The 18,242-nt window shown below is 38.1% G+C and carries 17 protein-coding genes and 1 pseudogene; 7 read left to right on the plus strand and 11 right to left on the minus strand.

Annotated features, from left to right (window positions below; translation table 11 throughout):
• Positions 1-166: 166 nt before the first annotated feature.
• Together M3600_RS22365 and M3600_RS22370 are read right to left on the minus strand one after the other, a co-directional pair.
• Positions 167-889, minus strand: a complete 723-nt coding sequence (locus tag M3600_RS22365) for a LysM peptidoglycan-binding and 3D domain-containing protein (protein ID WP_233313949.1) — start codon at positions 887-889, stop codon at positions 167-169.
• A 204-nt stretch (positions 890-1,093) separates the two neighbouring features.
• Entirely contained in the window at positions 1,094-3,235 is a 2,142-nt protein-coding gene (locus M3600_RS22370) for a PAS domain S-box protein (protein ID WP_251647681.1), read from the minus strand.
• A gap of 256 nt (positions 3,236-3,491) precedes the next feature.
• Between M3600_RS22370 and pepF the strand changes: the two genes are divergently transcribed.
• The 3 genes from pepF to M3600_RS22385 all read left to right on the plus strand — a co-directional run bounded on the left by pepF (position 3,492) and on the right by M3600_RS22385 (position 5,831).
• Entirely contained in the window at positions 3,492-5,306 is a 1,815-nt protein-coding gene (pepF, locus tag M3600_RS22375; protein WP_233313951.1) for an oligoendopeptidase F, read from the plus strand.
• Positions 5,307-5,404: 98 nt separating this feature from the next.
• Complete coding sequence (locus M3600_RS22380) at positions 5,405-5,554, plus strand: hypothetical protein (RefSeq protein WP_233314797.1); 150 nt, start codon at positions 5,405-5,407, stop codon at positions 5,552-5,554.
• Positions 5,555-5,573: 19 nt separating this feature from the next.
• The gene (locus M3600_RS22385) at positions 5,574-5,831 is read left to right on the plus strand and encodes a transcriptional regulator SplA domain-containing protein (RefSeq protein ID WP_233313952.1); all 258 of its coding nucleotides are present in this window, start codon (positions 5,574-5,576) and stop codon (positions 5,829-5,831) included.
• A gap of 34 nt (positions 5,832-5,865) precedes the next feature.
• Here M3600_RS22385 and M3600_RS22390 read toward each other — a convergent pair whose 3' ends face one another.
• Positions 5,866-6,051 carry a cold-inducible protein YdjO-related protein gene (locus tag M3600_RS22390; protein ID WP_233313953.1) on the minus strand — a complete coding sequence of 62 codons (186 nt, stop codon included), beginning with the start codon at positions 6,049-6,051 and terminating at the stop codon, positions 5,866-5,868.
• A gap of 191 nt (positions 6,052-6,242) precedes the next feature.
• Between M3600_RS22390 and M3600_RS22395 the strand changes: the two genes are divergently transcribed.
• Positions 6,243-7,412, plus strand: coding sequence for an alanyl-tRNA editing protein (locus M3600_RS22395; RefSeq protein ID WP_251647682.1), 1,170 nt, complete (start codon positions 6,243-6,245; stop codon positions 7,410-7,412).
• Between the two features lie 30 nt (positions 7,413-7,442).
• On the opposite strand, the gene recQ is transcribed toward M3600_RS22395, so the two are convergent.
• Complete coding sequence (recQ, locus tag M3600_RS22400; protein ID WP_251647683.1) at positions 7,443-9,590, minus strand: DNA helicase RecQ; 2,148 nt, start codon at positions 9,588-9,590, stop codon at positions 7,443-7,445.
• A 258-nt stretch (positions 9,591-9,848) separates the two neighbouring features.
• On the opposite strand from recQ, the gene M3600_RS22405 reads away from it, so the two are divergent.
• On the plus strand, positions 9,849-10,694 hold the full coding sequence (locus tag M3600_RS22405; protein ID WP_251647684.1) for a P-loop NTPase family protein: 846 nt from the start codon (positions 9,849-9,851) through the stop codon (positions 10,692-10,694).
• Between the two features lie 50 nt (positions 10,695-10,744).
• Here the strand turns inward: M3600_RS22405 and M3600_RS29420 are convergent.
• The 4 genes and pseudogenes from M3600_RS29420 to M3600_RS22425 form a co-directional block, all read right to left on the minus strand.
• Positions 10,745-10,828: pseudogene (locus M3600_RS29420) on the minus strand (YjcZ family sporulation protein); the annotation flags it as partial.
• 100 nt (positions 10,829-10,928) lie between these two features.
• Positions 10,929-11,036: a YjcZ family sporulation protein gene (locus M3600_RS22415; RefSeq protein WP_233313958.1), complete on the minus strand. Its 108-nt coding sequence runs from the start codon at positions 11,034-11,036 to the stop codon at positions 10,929-10,931.
• A 156-nt stretch (positions 11,037-11,192) separates the two neighbouring features.
• Positions 11,193-11,465 (minus strand): hypothetical protein, encoded by a 273-nt coding sequence (locus M3600_RS22420; protein WP_233313959.1) that lies wholly within the window; start codon positions 11,463-11,465, stop codon positions 11,193-11,195.
• Between the two features lie 169 nt (positions 11,466-11,634).
• A complete protein-coding gene (locus tag M3600_RS22425) occupies positions 11,635-12,819 on the minus strand; it encodes an MFS transporter (RefSeq protein WP_233313960.1) in 1,185 nt (394 codons plus the stop codon).
• Between the two features lie 94 nt (positions 12,820-12,913).
• On the opposite strand from M3600_RS22425, the gene M3600_RS22430 reads away from it, so the two are divergent.
• Positions 12,914-13,633 (plus strand): ZIP family metal transporter, encoded by a 720-nt coding sequence (locus M3600_RS22430; RefSeq protein ID WP_233313961.1) that lies wholly within the window; start codon positions 12,914-12,916, stop codon positions 13,631-13,633.
• Between the two features lie 12 nt (positions 13,634-13,645).
• Here the strand turns inward: M3600_RS22430 and M3600_RS22435 are convergent, their stop codons facing one another.
• Together M3600_RS22435 and M3600_RS22440 are read right to left on the minus strand one after the other, a co-directional pair.
• Complete coding sequence (locus M3600_RS22435) at positions 13,646-14,470, minus strand: formate/nitrite transporter family protein (RefSeq protein WP_251647685.1); 825 nt, start codon at positions 14,468-14,470, stop codon at positions 13,646-13,648.
• Positions 14,471-14,662: 192 nt separating this feature from the next.
• On the minus strand, positions 14,663-14,800 hold the full coding sequence (locus M3600_RS22440; RefSeq protein ID WP_233313963.1) for a hypothetical protein: 138 nt from the start codon (positions 14,798-14,800) through the stop codon (positions 14,663-14,665).
• A 314-nt stretch (positions 14,801-15,114) separates the two neighbouring features.
• On the opposite strand from M3600_RS22440, the gene M3600_RS22445 reads away from it, so the two are divergent.
• Positions 15,115-16,734 (plus strand): ABC-F family ATP-binding cassette domain-containing protein, encoded by a 1,620-nt coding sequence (locus tag M3600_RS22445; protein ID WP_233313964.1) that lies wholly within the window; start codon positions 15,115-15,117, stop codon positions 16,732-16,734.
• A 274-nt stretch (positions 16,735-17,008) separates the two neighbouring features.
• On the opposite strand, the gene M3600_RS22450 is transcribed toward M3600_RS22445, so the two are convergent.
• Positions 17,009-18,175, minus strand: coding sequence for a D-alanyl-D-alanine carboxypeptidase family protein (locus M3600_RS22450; protein WP_251647686.1), 1,167 nt, complete (start codon positions 18,173-18,175; stop codon positions 17,009-17,011).
• Between the last annotated feature and the right edge of the window lie 67 nt (positions 18,176-18,242).

Genomic DNA, 18,242 nt, shown 5'->3' on the forward strand with positions numbered 1-18,242 from the left:
GCTTCCCAATGTTGGTGTTTATCAAAAAATATTCTTCTCAATATATTGGTCTCCATAAAATGAAAATACCACAGCTTAAATGACTGTGGTAGACCCAAATTTTTATACTTTCTTATCTTTCAAAAAAAAAGGATAGCAAAATGCTATCCTTCCATCTCTGACATGATTAATCAATGATTTTAACCTCGACTTGCTGTCTTCCCCATTTCAGTGCTTGCTTCTCTGAAGACATAAACAAGTCTATTTTATTCCCTTTAATAGCTCCGCCTGTATCTCCAGCAATAGCCTTACCGTAACCTTCCACATAAACGGTAGAGCCTAGCGGAATAACTTTCGGATCAACTGCGATGACCTTTTGATTTGGATTTTCATTCAAATCAATCCCTGTCGCAGTAACACCAGAGCAGCCTTTACAATCTGCTGTGTAGGCAGTTGCAGAAACAGTCAATGTCTCGGCATTTCCTGAATCATCCTTATTAACTGTTTTTGCAGCTGACTCTTTTGTTTTTTCCTTCTTACCGGAATCTTTTTTGTCGATTCCGTTATCGACGATTATTTTTTCACCAGCATAGATTTTTTCTGAAGATAGATCATTCCACTCCATTAAATCCTCTACTGAATTGTCATTTTCCCTTGCGATGCTCCAAAGAGTGTCGCCAGATTTGACTTTATATTTTTTCTCCACTTGGAGATCTAATGTATCGTTAACTTTAATTATGTCAGAATCAAGGTCATTCCAATCTTTAATGTCACCTGTGGAAACATTATAGTCTTGGGAAATGCTCCAAAGTGTGTCTCCTTTTTTTACAGTGACTTCTGCCGCCTTCGCTTCTGTCCCTATGGAAGTGGCAATTGTTGCGCATGCAATAAATGATAATAGTTTTTTCATTTATCTTTACCTCCTAACTAGCTTAAACAAGCTAACGGGTATTATCTTAACATGAAAAGCGCAAATAAAAAGAACAAGGAGATAGCAATTCCGTTACTAATATGACAAACCTTTAACAGTTAAAAGTCTAATTGTCAGAATAGTACGTATTGTTATATCCTTGCTCTTAGTATTTTAGGACTATATTGGAAATAACTAAGTCTTTTAACCTACATCATTTCCTGCTTTCGGAAAAGTTATATGGAAAGATGTTCCTTTGTTTTTTTCACTTTCTATATATACTTTCCCTTTAAAGTTCTCAATAATCTTAAAACTCACCAATAATCCTAACCCTGTTCCTTCTTTTTTTGTAGTGAAAAACGGCTCTCCCAGTTTTTGAAGCTGGTCCTTGTCCATCCCAATCCCCGTATCTTGAAGCAGCACATCAATACTCTTGGCAGTAGTTTTCACTGCTATTTTTAAGCTGCCTCCACTCGGCATTGCTTCTACTGCATTTTTAATAAAATTAAGAAAGACTTGCTTTAGCTTGTTTTCATCACATTCTAGACGAGCCTCACTGTCATCAAAAGTAAAGTCTACTTGCACTTTGCTCTTTCTTAACTGGTAGTCTAATATGGAAAGAACATTTGCGATGATTGGTATGATTTCCTTCTTCTCCAGGCTGGCAGAAGTCGGCTTGGACAATAGCATAAACTCTTCGACAATGGAATTAACCCGTTCAATCTCTTCTAATACAATGGAAAACAATTCCTGCCTGTCTGTTTCTGTTTCATCCATACTCAAGAATTCTGTATATCCTTTTATAGAGGTGAGCGGATTGCGGATTTCATGGGCTATACCTGCAGCAAGCTGACCAACTGCCGCTAGTTTGTCCTGTCTGTGCAGTATTTCTTCTGTTCGTTTTCTTTCCGTTATATCATTTCTAATGGCTAAATATTTATATGGTTTGTTCTGACTGTCCAAGAAAGGAATAATAGTGGTATCTACCCAATAGTACGATCCGTTCTTCGCTTTGTTGCGAATCTCTCCCTTCCACACCTCTCCGTTGGCAATAGAATGCCATAATTCTTGAAAAAAGGCGGCCGAATGATAGCCGGAATTAACGATTCGATGTGTCTGACCGATTAACTCTTCTTCCGAATAACCTGAAATCCGGCAAAACTTATCATTTACATTGGTGATGACTCCTTGCTTATCTGTAAACGCAATAATGCTTGACTGGTCGAGGGCAAACTTTATATCGCTCACCTCTTGCACCATTTCCTGCATCTTTATTTGGTCTTGCTTCTGATCTGTAATGTCTCTTCTTATGGAAACATACTGATATGGTTCTCCTTTTTTGTTAACGAAAGGAACAATAACCGTATCCACCCAGTAGAAGCTACCATCCTTTGCTTTATTGCGGATTTCACCTTTCCATATATTCCCTGAACTGATAGTCTTCCACAATTGTTTAAAAAACTCTGGCGAATGATAGCCGGAATTAATTATGCGGTGATTTTGGCCAATTAATTCAGAACGGCTGTATTTCGATATTTCCACAAATTTATCATTCACATATGTAATCATCCCATTTTTGTCTGTAAAGGCGACAATCGAGGACTCATCCAGCGCATACTGCATATCGCGAACATTTATATCATTGACAGCAAGCTTCTCCCTTATCAATGTACTAGTCCCAATAAGGCCGCCCAAGATTAATATAGTAATGAATAAAACGACATAAACAATAAAGCTGTCATCATAGTGGCTCGGTTCATATTCAATCGGTGTCATGCTGTGCAAAAGAATGAAATGACTTAAAAAACATACACCTGTAATGATGAAGCTGCATAACGGTCTAACGATACCTTTAGCTATTCTTGTCTTTTTAGCAGGATAAAAAGACAGCTTCACGGAAAAGGAAAAACCGCTGAACAGCAACAGAAAGCTGAAAAATAGAGCAGGCATATTCTCAGCTTGCACCGAATTACCGATTGAATAAAGCCCTAATATGAATACTGCCAGCATGGAAAAACTGAAAAACAAGCTGCTTACATATATCCGATGCTTATTATTCTCCTTATCCAGCATAGAATAAAACGCCATTCCGGCAAAGCAAATTCCGATCAGCATGGATAAGGTGGCAATGGGAATATCGTAGCTCGAAGTTGCGTATATATTATCGGCCATTAATGCAACAAAACTCATTACCCAAAACCCAAAGCCAAGAGAGAAGGTGCTAGCTAAAAATAAAAAGCGGCTGTTCTTTTCAGAGGCTTTAACAAGCTGAAATAAATCAAAAGAAGTGTAGCTGGCCATATAAATTAAAATAATACTGATAATGACTAGAATGGAGTTATACAAAATAGATCCTCCCATACCATTTTAAAAAACAAAAATGAAAATTTTATGACAAAATAACAACACTTATGATTGTAATGGAAATGTAATATAGATGAAAGTATTTTTCTTATTTATGTCATGGAAATGATTCTTTCTCATTAATAATCTATCCTCTATTAGTCATATATTTTTGAAGCAAAAATATACTTACTATTCAAAATAATATGATATAATCATTTCGTATCACTAAATACCTTTAATAAGGGGAGGAATCAGATTGCAAATAACTAAACAAACAAGGCCCTACCGCCATGAGGTGCCAGAAGAATTAAAATGGAAGGTGGAAGACCTGTTTGCAGATAGCAATGCGTGGAAAGCTGCATTAGTACAAGCAGAAAACAGCTTGGCAGCTTTTGATCAATATAAAGGAAAACTTGCTACAAGCAGTTCTGTATTATTGGAATGCTTGCAAGCACAGGAAGCGTTGCTTGAGAGTATCGTACTTATCAGTACATATGCCTCCTTAAAGCAGTCTGAAGATGGCACTAATCCTGAAAACCAAGCAAACTCTTCCCTGTTTGCAGCTTTTAATGCTAAGGCAGCCGGCACAATGTCCTTTATTCAATCAGAAATTTTAGAAATGCCAGAGGAGCTGATTGCTCAGTTCTTGAAAGAAGAACAGAAGCTTGCCGTTTACAGCCGCAACATTCAGAAAATCTTAGCTGCAAAAAAATATGCATTATCGAGTGAAACAGAAAAAGTACTGGCATCATTAGGCCAAATTCATGCTTCTCCTTATTTAGTGTACCAAAGCAGCAAACTGGCTGATATGAGCTTTGCTTCCATTGAAGATAATAACGGAGCAGAACTTCCTGTATCTTTTGCATTATTTGAAGATGTTTATGAGTTTTCACCAGATCCGGAAATAAGAAGAAATGCTTATAAATCGTTTACAGACACTTTAGCAAGTTACAACAATACAATTGCTGCAGCTTACAGCACCGAAGTAAAAAAACAAGTAACTTTAGCTAATATTCGCGGATATGCTTCTGTTACAGACATGCTGTTAGAGTCACAAGAAGTAACTACCGAAATGTATCATAACCAGCTAAGCGTTATTTTCAATGAACTAGCCCCACATATGAGAAAGTTTGCAAGCTTGAAAAAAGAACAGTTAGGTTTAGAAAAGATGCTTTTCTGTGATTTAAAGGCACCGCTTGATCATGAATTCAATCCTGAAACAACCTTTGAAGAAGCAAGCGATATTATTTTAGAGGCATTAAAGGTGATGGGACCTGAATACTCTGAAATCATGAAAAAAGCTTTAACAGAAAGATGGGTTGATATAGCTGATAATGTTGGAAAATCAACTGGTGCTTTCTGTTCTAGTCCGTATGGCTCTCATCCATTTATCTTAATTACTTGGGGTAATACGATGCGAAGCGCCTTTATGTTAGCACATGAGCTAGGACATGCCGGTCACTTCTATTTGGCAAATAAAAATCAACGTATTGTCAATACAAGACCGTCAACCTATTTTATTGAGGCACCTTCTACAATGAATGAAATGCTGCTTGCTGACTATTTGCTGGCCAAAACAAATGACAACCGAATGAGACGCTGGACTATCCTTCAGCTCCTTGGCACTTACTATCATAATTTTGTTACACATTTGCTTGAAGGAGAATTTCAACGCCGTGTTTATAAGCTGGCTGAAGAAGGAACACCTTTAACAGCCAGGGTTTTTAATGAAGTAAAAGGAAACGTATTGAAGGAATTTTGGGGAGATTCTGTCGAGATTACAGAACAGGATTATCTGACATGGATGCGTCAGCCTCATTACTATATGGGATTATATCCTTACACCTATTCAGCAGGGTTAACAGCTTCGACAGCCGTTGCGGCTAGTATTCGTGAAAATGGTCAAGAAACAGTCGATAAATGGCTTGATGTCCTTCGCGCTGGCGGAACAAAAACTCCGCTTGAGTTATTGAAGGACGCAGGAGTGGATATGTCTAATCCAAATGCAATAAAACAGGCCGTCGCATATGTCGGCACACTTGTCGATGAATTAACAGACAGCTTTGCTTAAATAAAGAAGGTATCTATCCTTTGATAGATGCCTTTTTTACTTTATTTTCCATCATATTTTTTTGCGCACAAGCAAACACTGTTTTTAAAGGAGAGAGTATGATGAAGAACTCAAAAGACACTAAAATGAACAACAAGCAGCGTTCAGCAGATGACCGAGGAGACTCTATCGACCAGCTTCAAAAATTAGAAGCTGCCAACAGCATGATAGCGGAAAAGGAAATTGGTCAACAGAACGAAAATTTATAATAGAAAGGAGAACAACCCAATGGACACACTTGATCCAAAAGATCTGCAATTAGGTGATGAAGTATATGTCATTTACCATAATCCCCATACACCATCTGTATCTAATGTAAAACCGGCAGAAATCGTTCAGCATCCAAAAGATCCAAATGCATTAGCACTTTTTTTGAACGACACATTCCATACAATTGAAGATGATGATGCCCTCTTTCACTCGGAATCAGATGCTGAAAATGCCTATAACCAAATGTATCAAGATGAAATAGACAATTATTTTTAATAAAACAAGACCCCGAATATGGGGTCTTGTTTTATTAGTTATTTATTTGTGGCAATTCTCTCATTTCCATCGTTGTCTCATTTCCACATAACGGACATTTCAAATCATCAGTTGCAAAATCCTTCCTCATCCAACCGTTGCAGGAATTGCAAGCATACACTTCCAAATTCAATAAAACTTCCTCAGGCTTATCATCCATTCCTTTTCTGTTAAAAAACATGCTGTTAGCCCCCTTTTTTGTTTATTATGAACATAAAGACTCGTTTTTATAGGTATTTTGACGATTTTTTAGAATTTTCTTTCCGTCACATAAATGAAATGCTTATTCTAAAGTTCACTGAATCGCGATAAGGGTTGAAATTATGCTATGATGATTGTCTAACAAATACGTATCCTTAGGAGAAATCAAACATGACAAACCAATTGTATTACTCGTCCCCCTACATGTCTTCTTGGACAACAAATATCGTAAAAACACTTCATAAAGATGGTAAAGAATATGTTGTATTAGCAGAAACAGCTTTTTATCCTGAAGGAGGCGGACAGCCAAGCGATACAGGTACCATTAACGGCATTACTGTATTGGATGTTCAAAAGGAAGATGACGGCACCATTTTACACTTAGTCGAGCAAGAGATAACCGGGCAAACTGCAGAGTGCATAGTTGACTGGGAGAAACGATATGACCATATGCAGCAGCATACTGGCCAGCATTTGCTGTCAGCTGTATTGCATGAGTGGAAAGATATTGCAACAGTAAGCTTCCACCTTGGAACAGATTACACAACAATAGATATAGACATAGAAGAGCTTACAGCATCAGATTTACTGGAAATTGAAGCATTATGCAGTAAATACATATTTGCAAATAAAGAAATAAAAACATATTTTGTAACAGAAACAGAGGCTGCAGCATTACCTTTGCGGAAGCTTCCAAGTGTTACAGGCAAGCTTAGAATAGTGGAAATTGACCAAATTGATTATTCAGCATGTGCAGGCACACATGTTGCCAGGACTGGTGAATTAGGTTTTATTAAACTGCTTAAAACAGAAAAGCATCGCAATCAAACCAGGCTGTTCTTCTTATGCGGTCACAGGGCAATGAAGGATTACCAAGTTTCCCAAACAATCTTAACGGCGCTCAGCGACAAATTCCGAACTAATAAGGAAATGCTGGCAGACAGAATTGACAAGCTGGAGAAGGAAAAGAAAATATTAAATAGTGAGCTGGAAGCAGCCAAATTAGAAAATGCCGCTTTTTTAGCTGAAAAGCTGACAATCAATACAGACAGCACTGTCATTTCTGCTTCATTTGCACATAAACCACTAAAGGACTTACAGCTTCTTGCTAAGACCATTATTAAAGAAAAGGATTATATAGCAATCCTGGCTTCTGAATCAGATAAGAAATTATTAATTCAGCATAATGGCAGTCAGTCTATTTCCTGTGGAGCACTGCTGAAGGAAGTGCTTGCCGAAATAAACGGCAAAGGCGGCGGCAATAACACTCAAGCCCAAGCAACCTTTGACAGTGAACAAGACTTGAAAAAAGCAATGGACAGCTTAATCAGCTCAATATAACAAAGGAGAAGCCTTACAGCTTCTCCTTTGTTATATTGTCTGCTTTCTTTCATACAGGGCAAGAGCAATCTTTATTTGAAAATAGCTGATATGGGGGTCCAGTTCTTCTTTAATTGGCTTTAGCTTCTCTCCCCCTACCTTTTCGATCATTGCCTCAATTTGTTGCTGCTCTTCCTGTGATAAAAATTGGCTCCAATCAATGGAGTGCCCCTCTTCCTCACATTTAAGCAAATGGTTTTCGATAGTTATAGTTGTCATGTCTCTTTTCTCTGCGATTTCTTTAAGATTTAAGCCAGTATTCAACATTTCGAGTGTAATTAAGTGAGAGTTTTCTGTTTTGCCTTTTTTCTTTGGCAATGAACTAGATTCTGTTCCTCCTACCTCTTGCCCTTTTTCCCAGTCCTGCGGATTTTCTTGTTTATAAGAAATCAGTGTCTCCAGGATAATGCCGCCGTATTTGTTGAGCTTATGCTCTCCTATCCCTTTTATCGCCGACAGCTCATTTACGTTTTCCGGTTTATGACTGGAAATTAATTTGAGCGTTTGATCGGAGAAGATAACAAACGGAGGGACACCTTCACTATCAGCCAGACTTTTTCGCATTGCTCTTAAACGCTGGAACAATCCGTTATCTTCTGTAAGTGCCTTTGTTTGCACCTGCTCTTTTCTCAGCACCTGTTTGCGCTGAAGCAACACTTCTTTTCCTGTTGCTGTGACCTTCAAAACAGGCAGGGAACCGCTGCTGACAGCTATATAATTTTCTGAGATTAGAAATTCAATGAAGTCACTTACAGCCTTCGCTGACTGCTCCTTCATAATTCCGTATGTTTTTACCTTATCTAATGAAAAATCAATTATTTTCTTATTTTTAGAGCCAGTCAACACTTGGGCAACCATTGTTTTTCCGAACCGCTCTCCCATGCGCATCATGCAGGAAAGCACCTTTTGTGCTTCAACCGTTACATCTACAACATGCCTTTCATCCTTACAATTTCCGCAGCGTTCACAAGTTTCCGTTGTTTCCTCCCCGAAGTAATGAAGGATGTATTTCTGAAGGCAATCCTCTGTATGACAATAATTAATCATTGCTTGCAGCTTTGATAAATCCTGTGCTTGTTTATCAGGATCATGTGTAGTCTGATCAATCAAAAACCGTTGAATACGAATATCTTGTGCAGAATATAAGAGGATGCACTCACTCGGCAGACCATCTCTCCCAGCACGGCCGGCTTCCTGATAATAACCTTCCATGTTTTTCGGGAGCTGGTAATGAATCACAAATCTTATATTGCTTTTATCAATACCCATCCCAAAGGCAGTTGTTGCCACCATAAGCTGACAATCATCGGTGATAAATTTCTGCTGCTCCTCTTCTCTTGCCTTGTCTGTCATGCCGCCGTGATATTTTGCCAATGAATAGCCTTTGTTTGTTAATCGTTCATATAGCCGTTCCACATCTTGTCTTGTGGCAGCATAGATAATTCCTGATTCTTCTTTGTTTTTGTTAAGAAATCTCTCAATATACCGATGCCTGTCCTCTCCTTTGACGACAGAGAAGGACAGATTACTTCTTTCAAACCCGGTAATAACCGTGTTATCTACAGAAATATCCAATTGAGCGCAAATATCCTCCTTAACTACTGGGGTTGCTGTAGCCGTAAGGGCAGCAACAATCGGCTTTTTCTCCAGCCGTCTAATTAATTGGCCTAATCTCGAATAACTCGGACGGAAATCATGTCCCCATTGGGAAATACAATGTGCCTCGTCGATTGCGATAAACGGAATTTCCAAGTCATTAAGCATGTCAATAAAGAACTCTCCATCAAGTCTTTCAGGGGCAACATATAAAATCTTATATTTGCCTGATTTTAAGTCTTCCATTCTTTTAGAAGCTTCATAAGAGTCAAGCGTGCTGTTTAGAAAAGTTGCCGGTATGCCCGCTTCTGTCAAAGCATCGACCTGATCCTTCATTAAGGAAATCAGCGGTGAGACAACAAGCGTTACACCAGGAAAAATCATCGCCGGAACTTGATAACAAATTGATTTTCCTCCTCCTGTTGGCATAATGCACGCAACGTTTTCGCCTTGGAGGATTTGGCGGATTACCTCCTCCTGACCATTTCTGAAAGTATCATAGCCAAAATATTCTTTTAAAATAGATAAAGCTTTGTCAAACATTTATATTAATCCTCCTAATAAACCGAAACTTAGTCCTTTCCATTGTAACATTTTTTTTGCATGTAAAAAGTCGACAATTTTATAGGATTTTCAGCCTTCAGAGATTCTTTTTTTGCACTAACCAAAACTTATGAAGGAATTACCTATTCTTTTAGAGAACTTCCTATTATCAACATATTAGGGTGAGTACGATGGAGTAGTCTATTAATGTAAACTAGAAGGTTTAGATTTTAGCCTATTATGGAAAGGCTTGATGATATGCGAACAAAACTTGTTATAGTAGAAGGCTTGCCTGGAAGCGGCAAAACGACAACCGCTTCTGCATTACACGAAATAGTAAGAAATAACAACATAAATAGCGAGCTATATCTTGAGGGTAATCTTGACCATCCAGCTGATTATGACGGTGTCGCCAGCTTTTCTCTTTCTGAATGGGAACAGCTTTTGAACACCAATCAACAATGGGATGCATTAGTTTCGTATGGTCAGCAAAAAGGAGACAATATCCTTTTGCCTTACAGAAAAATAATCAATCAAGACAGCATGTTTTTTTCTAAAGAACAGCTGAACGATATTTATAAGCATGATATTTATGAATTGCCATTTGAACAGCATGCTATGCTAGCTGCTGAAAAATGGGCTGAATTTACAGAAAAAGCGCTGCAAGATGATAAGCTTTATATATTCGAATGCTGCTTCATCCAAAATCCATTAACAATCGGCATGATAAAATGGGGAATCCCGCAGGAAATCGTGGTAGAGCATGTACTTTCTTTAGAAAAAATAATTCGCAAGCTCAACCCAGTGTTACTTTATGTAGACCAAGATAATCTTCCAAAGTCATTCCGTAAAGCATACAACGAAAGACCAGAGGAATGGAGAAAAGGATTTATTGAGTATTATACAAAGCAAGGCTACGGAAAAAAACATCATCATACTGGTCTAAATGGTACAGTGGAAGTTCTAAAAAGAAGGAAAGAACTAGAATTGGAGATTTATGAACAGCTGACAATCAAGAAGTACATGCTAAACAATTCTCTATATGATAAATCATCAGCACGTGCACAAATTACCGACACATTAGCTTCATTTTATCTAATCTAAAACAATAACAAAAAGGCATAAGCGATATCGCTTATGCCTTTGATGCTGTTTTACAGCCAAGCTGCTCCAACAATGATCAATAGAATGAATAGAACAACAATCAATACGAATCCGCCACTACCATATCCACCAGATACTGGAGCTGCATAGCTGTATCCTCCACAACCACAAGAACCGTAACCACCATAACCGTATGCCATTTATAAAACACTCCCTCTTTTTATATTAATTTAATTAATAACCATAACCAACGTAGCTAGATCCTACAATGATTAATAAAATGAATAGCACTACAAGCAGAGCAAAGCCTCCGCCGAATCCTGCTGTTTGTTCACCACCCATTTAATCCACCTCCCTCATGCACATAAGCATCATATGTAGATACAGGTTGTCTCGAATGGGCACATTTTTATTTTTTTTTTATTTTTGTCCATTTTTATTAATTATCATAAAAATAGGCAATCTTCCTTTGAAAAGGAAAATTGCCTATCGTCCGAACTAGAAAAAAGGAATGAATGCAAGTGCTGCAATCAAGCCAAAAGAAAAACCAACTGCTGCTGCACCCCAGCCCCAGCCGCCATAGCCACCATAGCCGCGGTAATAACCAAATCCAAATCCGCCATAACCTCTTCTGCCGCCGCCTAATGGCCTAATGTAAACTTTGTTAGGAGTAACTCGATCAATGATTCCTGTATGAACTGTACCGTTATGTGTACGAATACGGACACATTTTCCAACACCTTTCGAACATTGATTATAATAATTGTTCATCGCGCTTTCCACCTCCACTTATTTCCTTATATCTTATGTCCAAGCTATAAAAAAGTATGGACAGCCTTCCTATGACATTAGCGGAAAATAAAAAGCTCTCTTAAATACAGCAAAAAGTCAGCCCTGCTTATAAGTTAATTTATTTTTAGCAAGTGCTGACTTTATAGAGTTATGACGGACTTTCATTCCATTGTTTTTTTAAAACAGCCTCCTGTTTTTCCAGACGAAGCAAGAATATATTCAGCCCTAGACCAATCACTGTTAAGACACTGAAAAATAAATACACATGAAAGATGCTGTAATGATCAAAAATAATGCCGCCGATAAAAGTATTGAACCAGTTGCCAAGCCCATTGCCAATCGCCGAATAGAAGGTGATTGATGTTGCAATTAAATGGACAGGCGCTATTCTTCTAATATATTGTAGACCTGCCGGAATGAACAGCCCCACACCAAATCCTTGCAGAAAAGCAGTGGCATAAACGAGTGTTAAATTCGGTTCTGTAAAATAAAAAATCCATCTGATTAAGGAGAGTATTCCCGAAAATAATGTAATTTCTAACAGGCCGAATTTTTTTATCCATGCCCCTGCAATTCGCATAAAAGGGACTTCTGACAGGACCGCTATTAAAAAGGCTATCCCTATTCCGGTATATGTACCTCCGCTTCCTTCCACAAACAAACCAAAAAAAGTGTTGTTAGCCAGATTCGGACTAAAAATCATAAACGTGATGATTAAAAACAGCATGTACTTTTTATGGGCTAACAGCTTGCTTGCTCCTTTAAGGGGATTGCTGTTTGCAGCAGCTTTTTCACGGGGCATCTTAACTGTTGTAAGCGAGCAAATCAGCAATGCAGCGAAAAAGGAAATAAAAATAATGCTCGGGGAAACTTCTGAAATCCTGCCCATTACAAAGACAGCAATCCCAAAACCTAAAGCTCCGTACATCCGCACATTTCCGTAATCAAGATTATGTTCACTCGTGTATTTTATCGTGATGCTGTCAGAAATCGGGACGATTGCACTTTGGAATACGGCAATCAATGTCGCAATCACAAAAATCCAGATAAACTGGTCCATAAACAAATATCCTAGACCACATAATCCAGCAAAAAATGCGCATAATTTAAGGATAGATGTGGGCGCATTTGTCTTATCAGAAAGAATTCCCCAAAAAGGTTGAAAAAATATGGTGACAACAGGGCCAATCGACATAATAATGCCAATTTCAAAACCAGATAAACCAATCGAATTGTTTAAATAGACACTAAGCAGCGGAGCTATGCTGCCGCTGCCAAAAAAGGCAAAAAAATAAAAGCATTGCAGGATAAAAAGTTGTTTTTGTGTTTTCATTTAAGTCCGGTCTCCTTTGCTTTTACCATTATATATCAGCATCTGAATACATGAAATGAATTTACAGAAAAAAACCAATAAGGAGCTTATATTTATGCTGGAGGCTGCAATATGGGGAGCTATCGCTAGTCTGTCTTTGTTTATCGGAAGTATAATCGGCCTTTGTTTTGAGGTACCTGCAAAAGTGAATGCCTATTTGATGGCACTGGGGACAGGAGTGCTTATCGGTGCTTCCGCCTTTGACCTGCTTGTCGAATCAATGGAAAAGAGCGGGCTTTTGATGACTTCTGTCTCTTTTCTTGGAGGGGCCCTTCTGTTTACTTTAATTGAAGTTTTCTTGTATATGAAAGGCGGTACAAATAGAAAACGGTCAACCGGAAATATTGCTTCCCATTCCGGCATAGCCATATTCATCGGAACTTTAATGGATGCTATTCCCGAATCGTTAATTATCGGTTTAAGCTTGATCGCAACCAACCATGTCGACATTCTGTTTATTGTCGCCATCTTAATCAGCAATTTTCCGGAGGCCCTTTCTTCTACTGTCGGCTTAAAAAAAGATGGCTACAAAAAAAGAAAGATTTTATTTCTATGGGCAAGTGTTGTAGGTATATCCGCACTAAGCAGCTTAATCGGCTACTCATTTATGGCAAATGCCTCCGAAATAGTTATTGCGAGTATTGAAGCTTTTGGTGCTGGAGGACTAATTGCAATGGTTTGTTCCACTATGCTTCCTGAAGCTTACCAAAAGGCTGGTCCGGTTGTTGGGTTTATCAGCTGTATCGGCTTAATGATTGCTCTTGGACTGACCTAAGATTCTGCTATCTTATTTAGCGATCTTCTTTTGACTGCTAGTTACATTTACGTCTTTTAGCTTCCCTTTTTTTCCGGAAAGGATGTACATATTTACTGCTCCGACAAACAAGCCTCCGCCAATAATATTGCCAATAGTCACCGGAATAAGATTATGAAGCGCGTTTCCTATTGTAATAAATTCAGGATGGGGAACAATTAATGCAATGGAAAACAGTCCCATATTGGCAATACTGTGTTCATAGCCTGAGACCATAAAGCCGAAAACAATAAGCATGGTAGCTAATACTTTTCCCACATCTTCTTTCATATTCATTGGAATCCAAATTGCCAAACAAACAAGCCAGTTACACAGTATAGCCCGTATAAACAGCTCTAATGTTGTTGCGCTCATTTTGCTGTTTGCGACCTCCATCAGCCAAGTTGTTTTTTCCTCCAAATGAAACAACCCGGAATAGTAAATAAGAACCGCAAAAAGTACAGCGCCGGCAAAATTGCCTAAATATACGGTAACCCAGTTATAAAACGTATCACTCCAGGTTGTTCTGCCGGCAATTGTGCTCATTGTAAAGGCCATTGTATTTCCGGTAAAAAGCTCCCCACCCCCATACATGATAAGCACTAGTGCCAGGCCGAAAAACATAGCTGTCATCATATAAGTTCCGGGCGAATGTACATCATAAAAAGGCTGTGCCAGCTTATAACAAATCACAAGGGCAAAGCCAATATACATACCTGCTAAAATTGCTTTTGTAAAATACCGGAGAAAGGAGCAATCAATCAGCTCTTTCTTTTTTAAAGCATAGGCAACCGCCTTCTTAATTGGTTCCTGTTCCATTTTGTGTTCACCCTCTCTCAATCAACAGTTTGCTCACTATTGAACAATCAATGACATTATATATTATTTTTTTGAGAGAATGACAAAGAAAAAACATGTTTCACAAAATTGTAGCATTTATTGCCTTTTTTCCTATTCATACGATGGAAACAGCATATAATGTACAACGGAACATGTTTTTAGCAGTGTAATTTAATGTGTTGTAGAGGAAGTCAATTTATTAGGTTGGCGGATGGGAACGATTAAATGTGATCTAGGTTTAGTGAAGCTTATTTTGATCCCTGATTTTTTCATCTTATTTACTAAATCAACAAGCTGTTTTCTAGCCATTTATATCTACTCCTTTATGTCCTGTTATATGTAGTGTACAGAAAATATATGAAAAAAATATGAACATTTAATAAAATTTTATTGATATTTTACGTATTCCCCAATCCAAGCACCTAAAACTCGTTTTAGTCATTTTAACGCTTACAAATCATATTCGCTTAAGATTAAACAATTCCTCCTTTTTTTATAAAAAATCTCAAATCTTACATAAGGAAAACGCGGAGATTGAGTAAGTTTTTCTAAGAAAAATTCGCTCTTCCCTGTTAATGATGGTATAATTTTATGGATATTGTATTTTGGAGGAAAAAATATAAATGATAACAGTTAGCAATGTTGGTCTTCGATATGGTGATCGTAAATTATTTGAAGATGTTAATATTAAATTCACACCTGGGAATTGTTATGGTTTAATCGGGGCAAATGGTGCCGGTAAATCAACTTTCCTTAAAATTCTTTCCGGTGAACTGGAAGCTCAATCCGGTCATGTTTCATTAGGCCCTGGAGAAAGGCTTGCTATCCTGAAACAGAACCATTTTGAGTACGAGGAGCATGAAGTGCTGCAAGTAGTCATCATGGGTCATACAAGACTGTATGAAGTAATGAAGGAAAAAGATGCTATTTATATGAAAGAAAACTTCTCTGACGAGGACGGTATGAAAGCTGCTGAACTTGAAGGTGAATTTGCTGAATTAAATGGTTGGGAAGCTGAATCAGAGGCGGCAATCCTATTAAAAGGATTAGGAATCAATGAAGATCTGCACAATAAAAAAATGGCAGACATCAGCGGATCAGAAAAAGTTAAGGTACTTCTTGCACAAGCACTATTTGGTCAGCCAGACGTTCTTTTGCTTGATGAGCCTACAAACCATCTTGATATCGGCGCAATCCAGTGGCTAGAAGAATTCTTAATCAACTTCGAGAATACTGTTATTGTTGTTTCCCATGACAGACATTTCTTGAACAAAGTATGTACTCATATTGCTGATTTGGATTACAGCAAAATTCAGATTTATGTTGGTAACTACGATTTCTGGTATGAGTCAAGCCAATTAGCTTCTAAAATGGCAAATGATGCAAACAAGAAAAAAGAAGAAAAAATTAAAGAGCTGCAAAACTTTATCGCACGATTCAGTGCAAATGCATCAAAATCCAAGCAGGCAACATCAAGAAAAAAATTGCTTGATAAAATTTCTCTGGACGATATTAAACCATCTTCTAGAAAATATCCATATGTTGCATTTACACCTGAAAGAGAAATAGGAAATGACCTATTGCGTGTAGAGAATCTGTCAAAAACAATTGATGGCGTTAAAGTTCTAGATAACATCAACTTTATCATGAACAAAGATGACAAAATTGCTCTTGTTGGAAAAAATGAACTGGCAAAAACTACTCTATTCCGCATTTTAATGGGAGAAATTGAGCCAGACAGCGGTTCCTTCAAATGGGGAATTACGACAACACAAAGCTACTTCCCTGCAGATAACTCTGAATACTTCGCACGTGACGAGCAAAGCCTAGTTGATTGGCTGCGCCAATACTCACCAAATGATCAGACAGAAAGCTTCTTGAGAGGTTTCCTTGGCAGAATGCTGTTCTCTGGTGAAGAAGTAATGAAAAAACCTAGCGTTCTTTCCGGAGGAGAAAAAGTCCGCTGCATGCTTTCCAAAATGATGCTTAGCGGTTCCAACGTGCTGCTTATGGATGAACCAACAAACCACTTGGATCTTGAATCCATTACAGCATTAAACAACGGCCTTATTAACTTTAAAGGCTCCTTGCTGTTCGCATCACATGACCATCAGTTTGTTTCTACAATCGCAAACAGAATCTTTGAGATTACACCAAGCGGCCTAGTAGACAAACAAGTAACTTATGATGAGTACTTGGAAGATGCACAGCTGCAAAAGCAAGTAGCTGAAATGTATAAATAAGTACAAAAAAATGGGCCCTGCTTGTTGCAGGGCCCATTTTTTATTGCACTATAATATTGATAATGGGTTAGTAGGTATTTTTAACTTATTTGTTAAAGTGATACAAAATACCCAAAATACGTTTATAGAAGTAATAGAAGTCTTTATTCAAAAAATGAACGGAAGTGGTGAGACTCCTACAAGAATAGCGAAACAGCCTTTTCCCACTGGAAAGCGAACCACAGCAGTGCTAATCAACATCCCTAGTTTACCAATAAATTTATCAAGCTTATTATCAAACAGTCTTCTTTTGCCATCTTTTCTTTTTGTATATAACAGCAGCTGCTATGATACCAATAACAAGGACACCAGCTATGACCTTAATAGAAAGATAAGAACTATCACTTTCTTCCTTATTACTTAAAGTGTCACCAGCTTGAAGCACATCGAGAGGCACCTTTTCCTTCAGCTGAAGTGATTGAATAGTATCGCCAGCTTTTGTCTGCATCAACAGCTCTCCAGTCGGTGTGATAACTGGTGTGCTGTTATCCTTCGGAACAGTGACAAGCTCGGTCTTTTCTGTTTGAAAGACTTTACCTGCAACTGGATATTGCATACCTGGCGGAAACGTGTCATTTATAAAAGTTTTGAAGCCATAATCAAACATTGCTTCTGTATCTTCATAAACATCCTCTTTCCAATCACCTTTCAGGACAATTGCAATTAAGTTTAGCCCGTCATTGGCAGCAGACGTTGCTAATGTTTGTTTGGATTGATCTACATAGCCGGTTTTCCCACCGTTGACACCTTCATACGGCAGTTCTCCCTTTAACATAAGATGGTGGGTAACAAGCGTCGTATCCCAAGATAATCCATCCCAGTTCAACTCTTTCGTACCGAAAATAGCTCGGAAGGCTTCATTTCTTAACGCATACTTTGTGATAAGCGCCATATCATAAGCAGTCGTATAATGGTTTTCATTGAACAAACCACTTGGATTCGTAAAATGAGTCGACTTTACTTTTATTTCTGTTTTCAAATAGTCATTAAAGTTTTGTTCAAATTGCGCAGGACTTCCATCTAGATATTCTGCAACTGCATCTGCAGCATCATTGCCTGAATTGACAAGCATACCATTCAGCAGTTTTTCCAGACTGACTTTTTCACCAGTCTCTAAATAAACACTGGTCCCCTCTTCTTCTGCTGCATGTTTGCTTACCATTACCATATCGTCTAAAGAACCTTTTTCTAATGCGTATATGGCCGTAGCGATTTTCGTCAAGCTCGCTGGATACATTTTTTTATAGCCGTTTTTTTGGAATAGTACTGCACCTGTTTTTTCATCAAGCAAAAGTGCCGACTCGCTCTTTAACTCGAGTTCTTTCTCCTCTTTTCCTGCAGCTGATGCAGTTGACGCAAAAAGAAAGCTCAAAAGAACAAGTGCGGCAATACTAATCTTCATCTGTAAATCACCTAATTTTTCGTCTCTTTTCAATTACCATGACTATTTTACCAGATTTTACTCTTGA

This window comes from Niallia sp. MER 6 (assembly GCF_023714395.1).
GTDB lineage: Bacteria > Bacillota > Bacilli > Bacillales > Cytobacillaceae > Niallia.

Bases quoted from the DNA above. Each gene is read 5' to 3' on its own strand.
- M3600_RS22450 (WP_251647686.1), bottom strand. From the start codon at position 18,175: ATGAAGATTAGTATTGCCGCACTTGTTCTTTTGAGCTTTCTTTTTGCG.
- M3600_RS22385 (WP_233313952.1), top strand. From the start codon at position 5,574: ATGGACACACTTGATCCAAAAGATCTGCAATTAGGTGATGAAGTATAT.
- M3600_RS22415 (WP_233313958.1), bottom strand. From the start codon at position 11,036: ATGGGTGGTGAACAAACAGCAGGATTCGGCGGAGGCTTTGCTCTGCTT.
- M3600_RS22395 (WP_251647682.1), top strand. From the start codon at position 6,243: ATGACAAACCAATTGTATTACTCGTCCCCCTACATGTCTTCTTGGACA.
- M3600_RS22380 (WP_233314797.1), top strand. From the start codon at position 5,405: ATGATGAAGAACTCAAAAGACACTAAAATGAACAACAAGCAGCGTTCA.
- M3600_RS22440 (WP_233313963.1), bottom strand. From the start codon at position 14,800: ATGGCTAGAAAACAGCTTGTTGATTTAGTAAATAAGATGAAAAAATCA.
- recQ (WP_251647683.1), bottom strand. From the start codon at position 9,590: ATGTTTGACAAAGCTTTATCTATTTTAAAAGAATATTTTGGCTATGAT.
- M3600_RS22390 (WP_233313953.1), bottom strand. From the start codon at position 6,051: ATGTTTTTTAACAGAAAAGGAATGGATGATAAGCCTGAGGAAGTTTTA.
- M3600_RS22430 (WP_233313961.1), top strand. From the start codon at position 12,914: ATGCTGGAGGCTGCAATATGGGGAGCTATCGCTAGTCTGTCTTTGTTT.
- M3600_RS22405 (WP_251647684.1), top strand. From the start codon at position 9,849: ATGCGAACAAAACTTGTTATAGTAGAAGGCTTGCCTGGAAGCGGCAAA.
- M3600_RS22365 (WP_233313949.1), bottom strand. From the start codon at position 889: ATGAAAAAACTATTATCATTTATTGCATGCGCAACAATTGCCACTTCC.
- M3600_RS22420 (WP_233313959.1), bottom strand. From the start codon at position 11,465: ATGAACAATTATTATAATCAATGTTCGAAAGGTGTTGGAAAATGTGTC.
- M3600_RS22425 (WP_233313960.1), bottom strand. From the start codon at position 12,819: ATGAAAACACAAAAACAACTTTTTATCCTGCAATGCTTTTATTTTTTT.
- M3600_RS22445 (WP_233313964.1), top strand. From the start codon at position 15,115: ATGATAACAGTTAGCAATGTTGGTCTTCGATATGGTGATCGTAAATTA.
- M3600_RS22435 (WP_251647685.1), bottom strand. From the start codon at position 14,470: ATGGAACAGGAACCAATTAAGAAGGCGGTTGCCTATGCTTTAAAAAAG.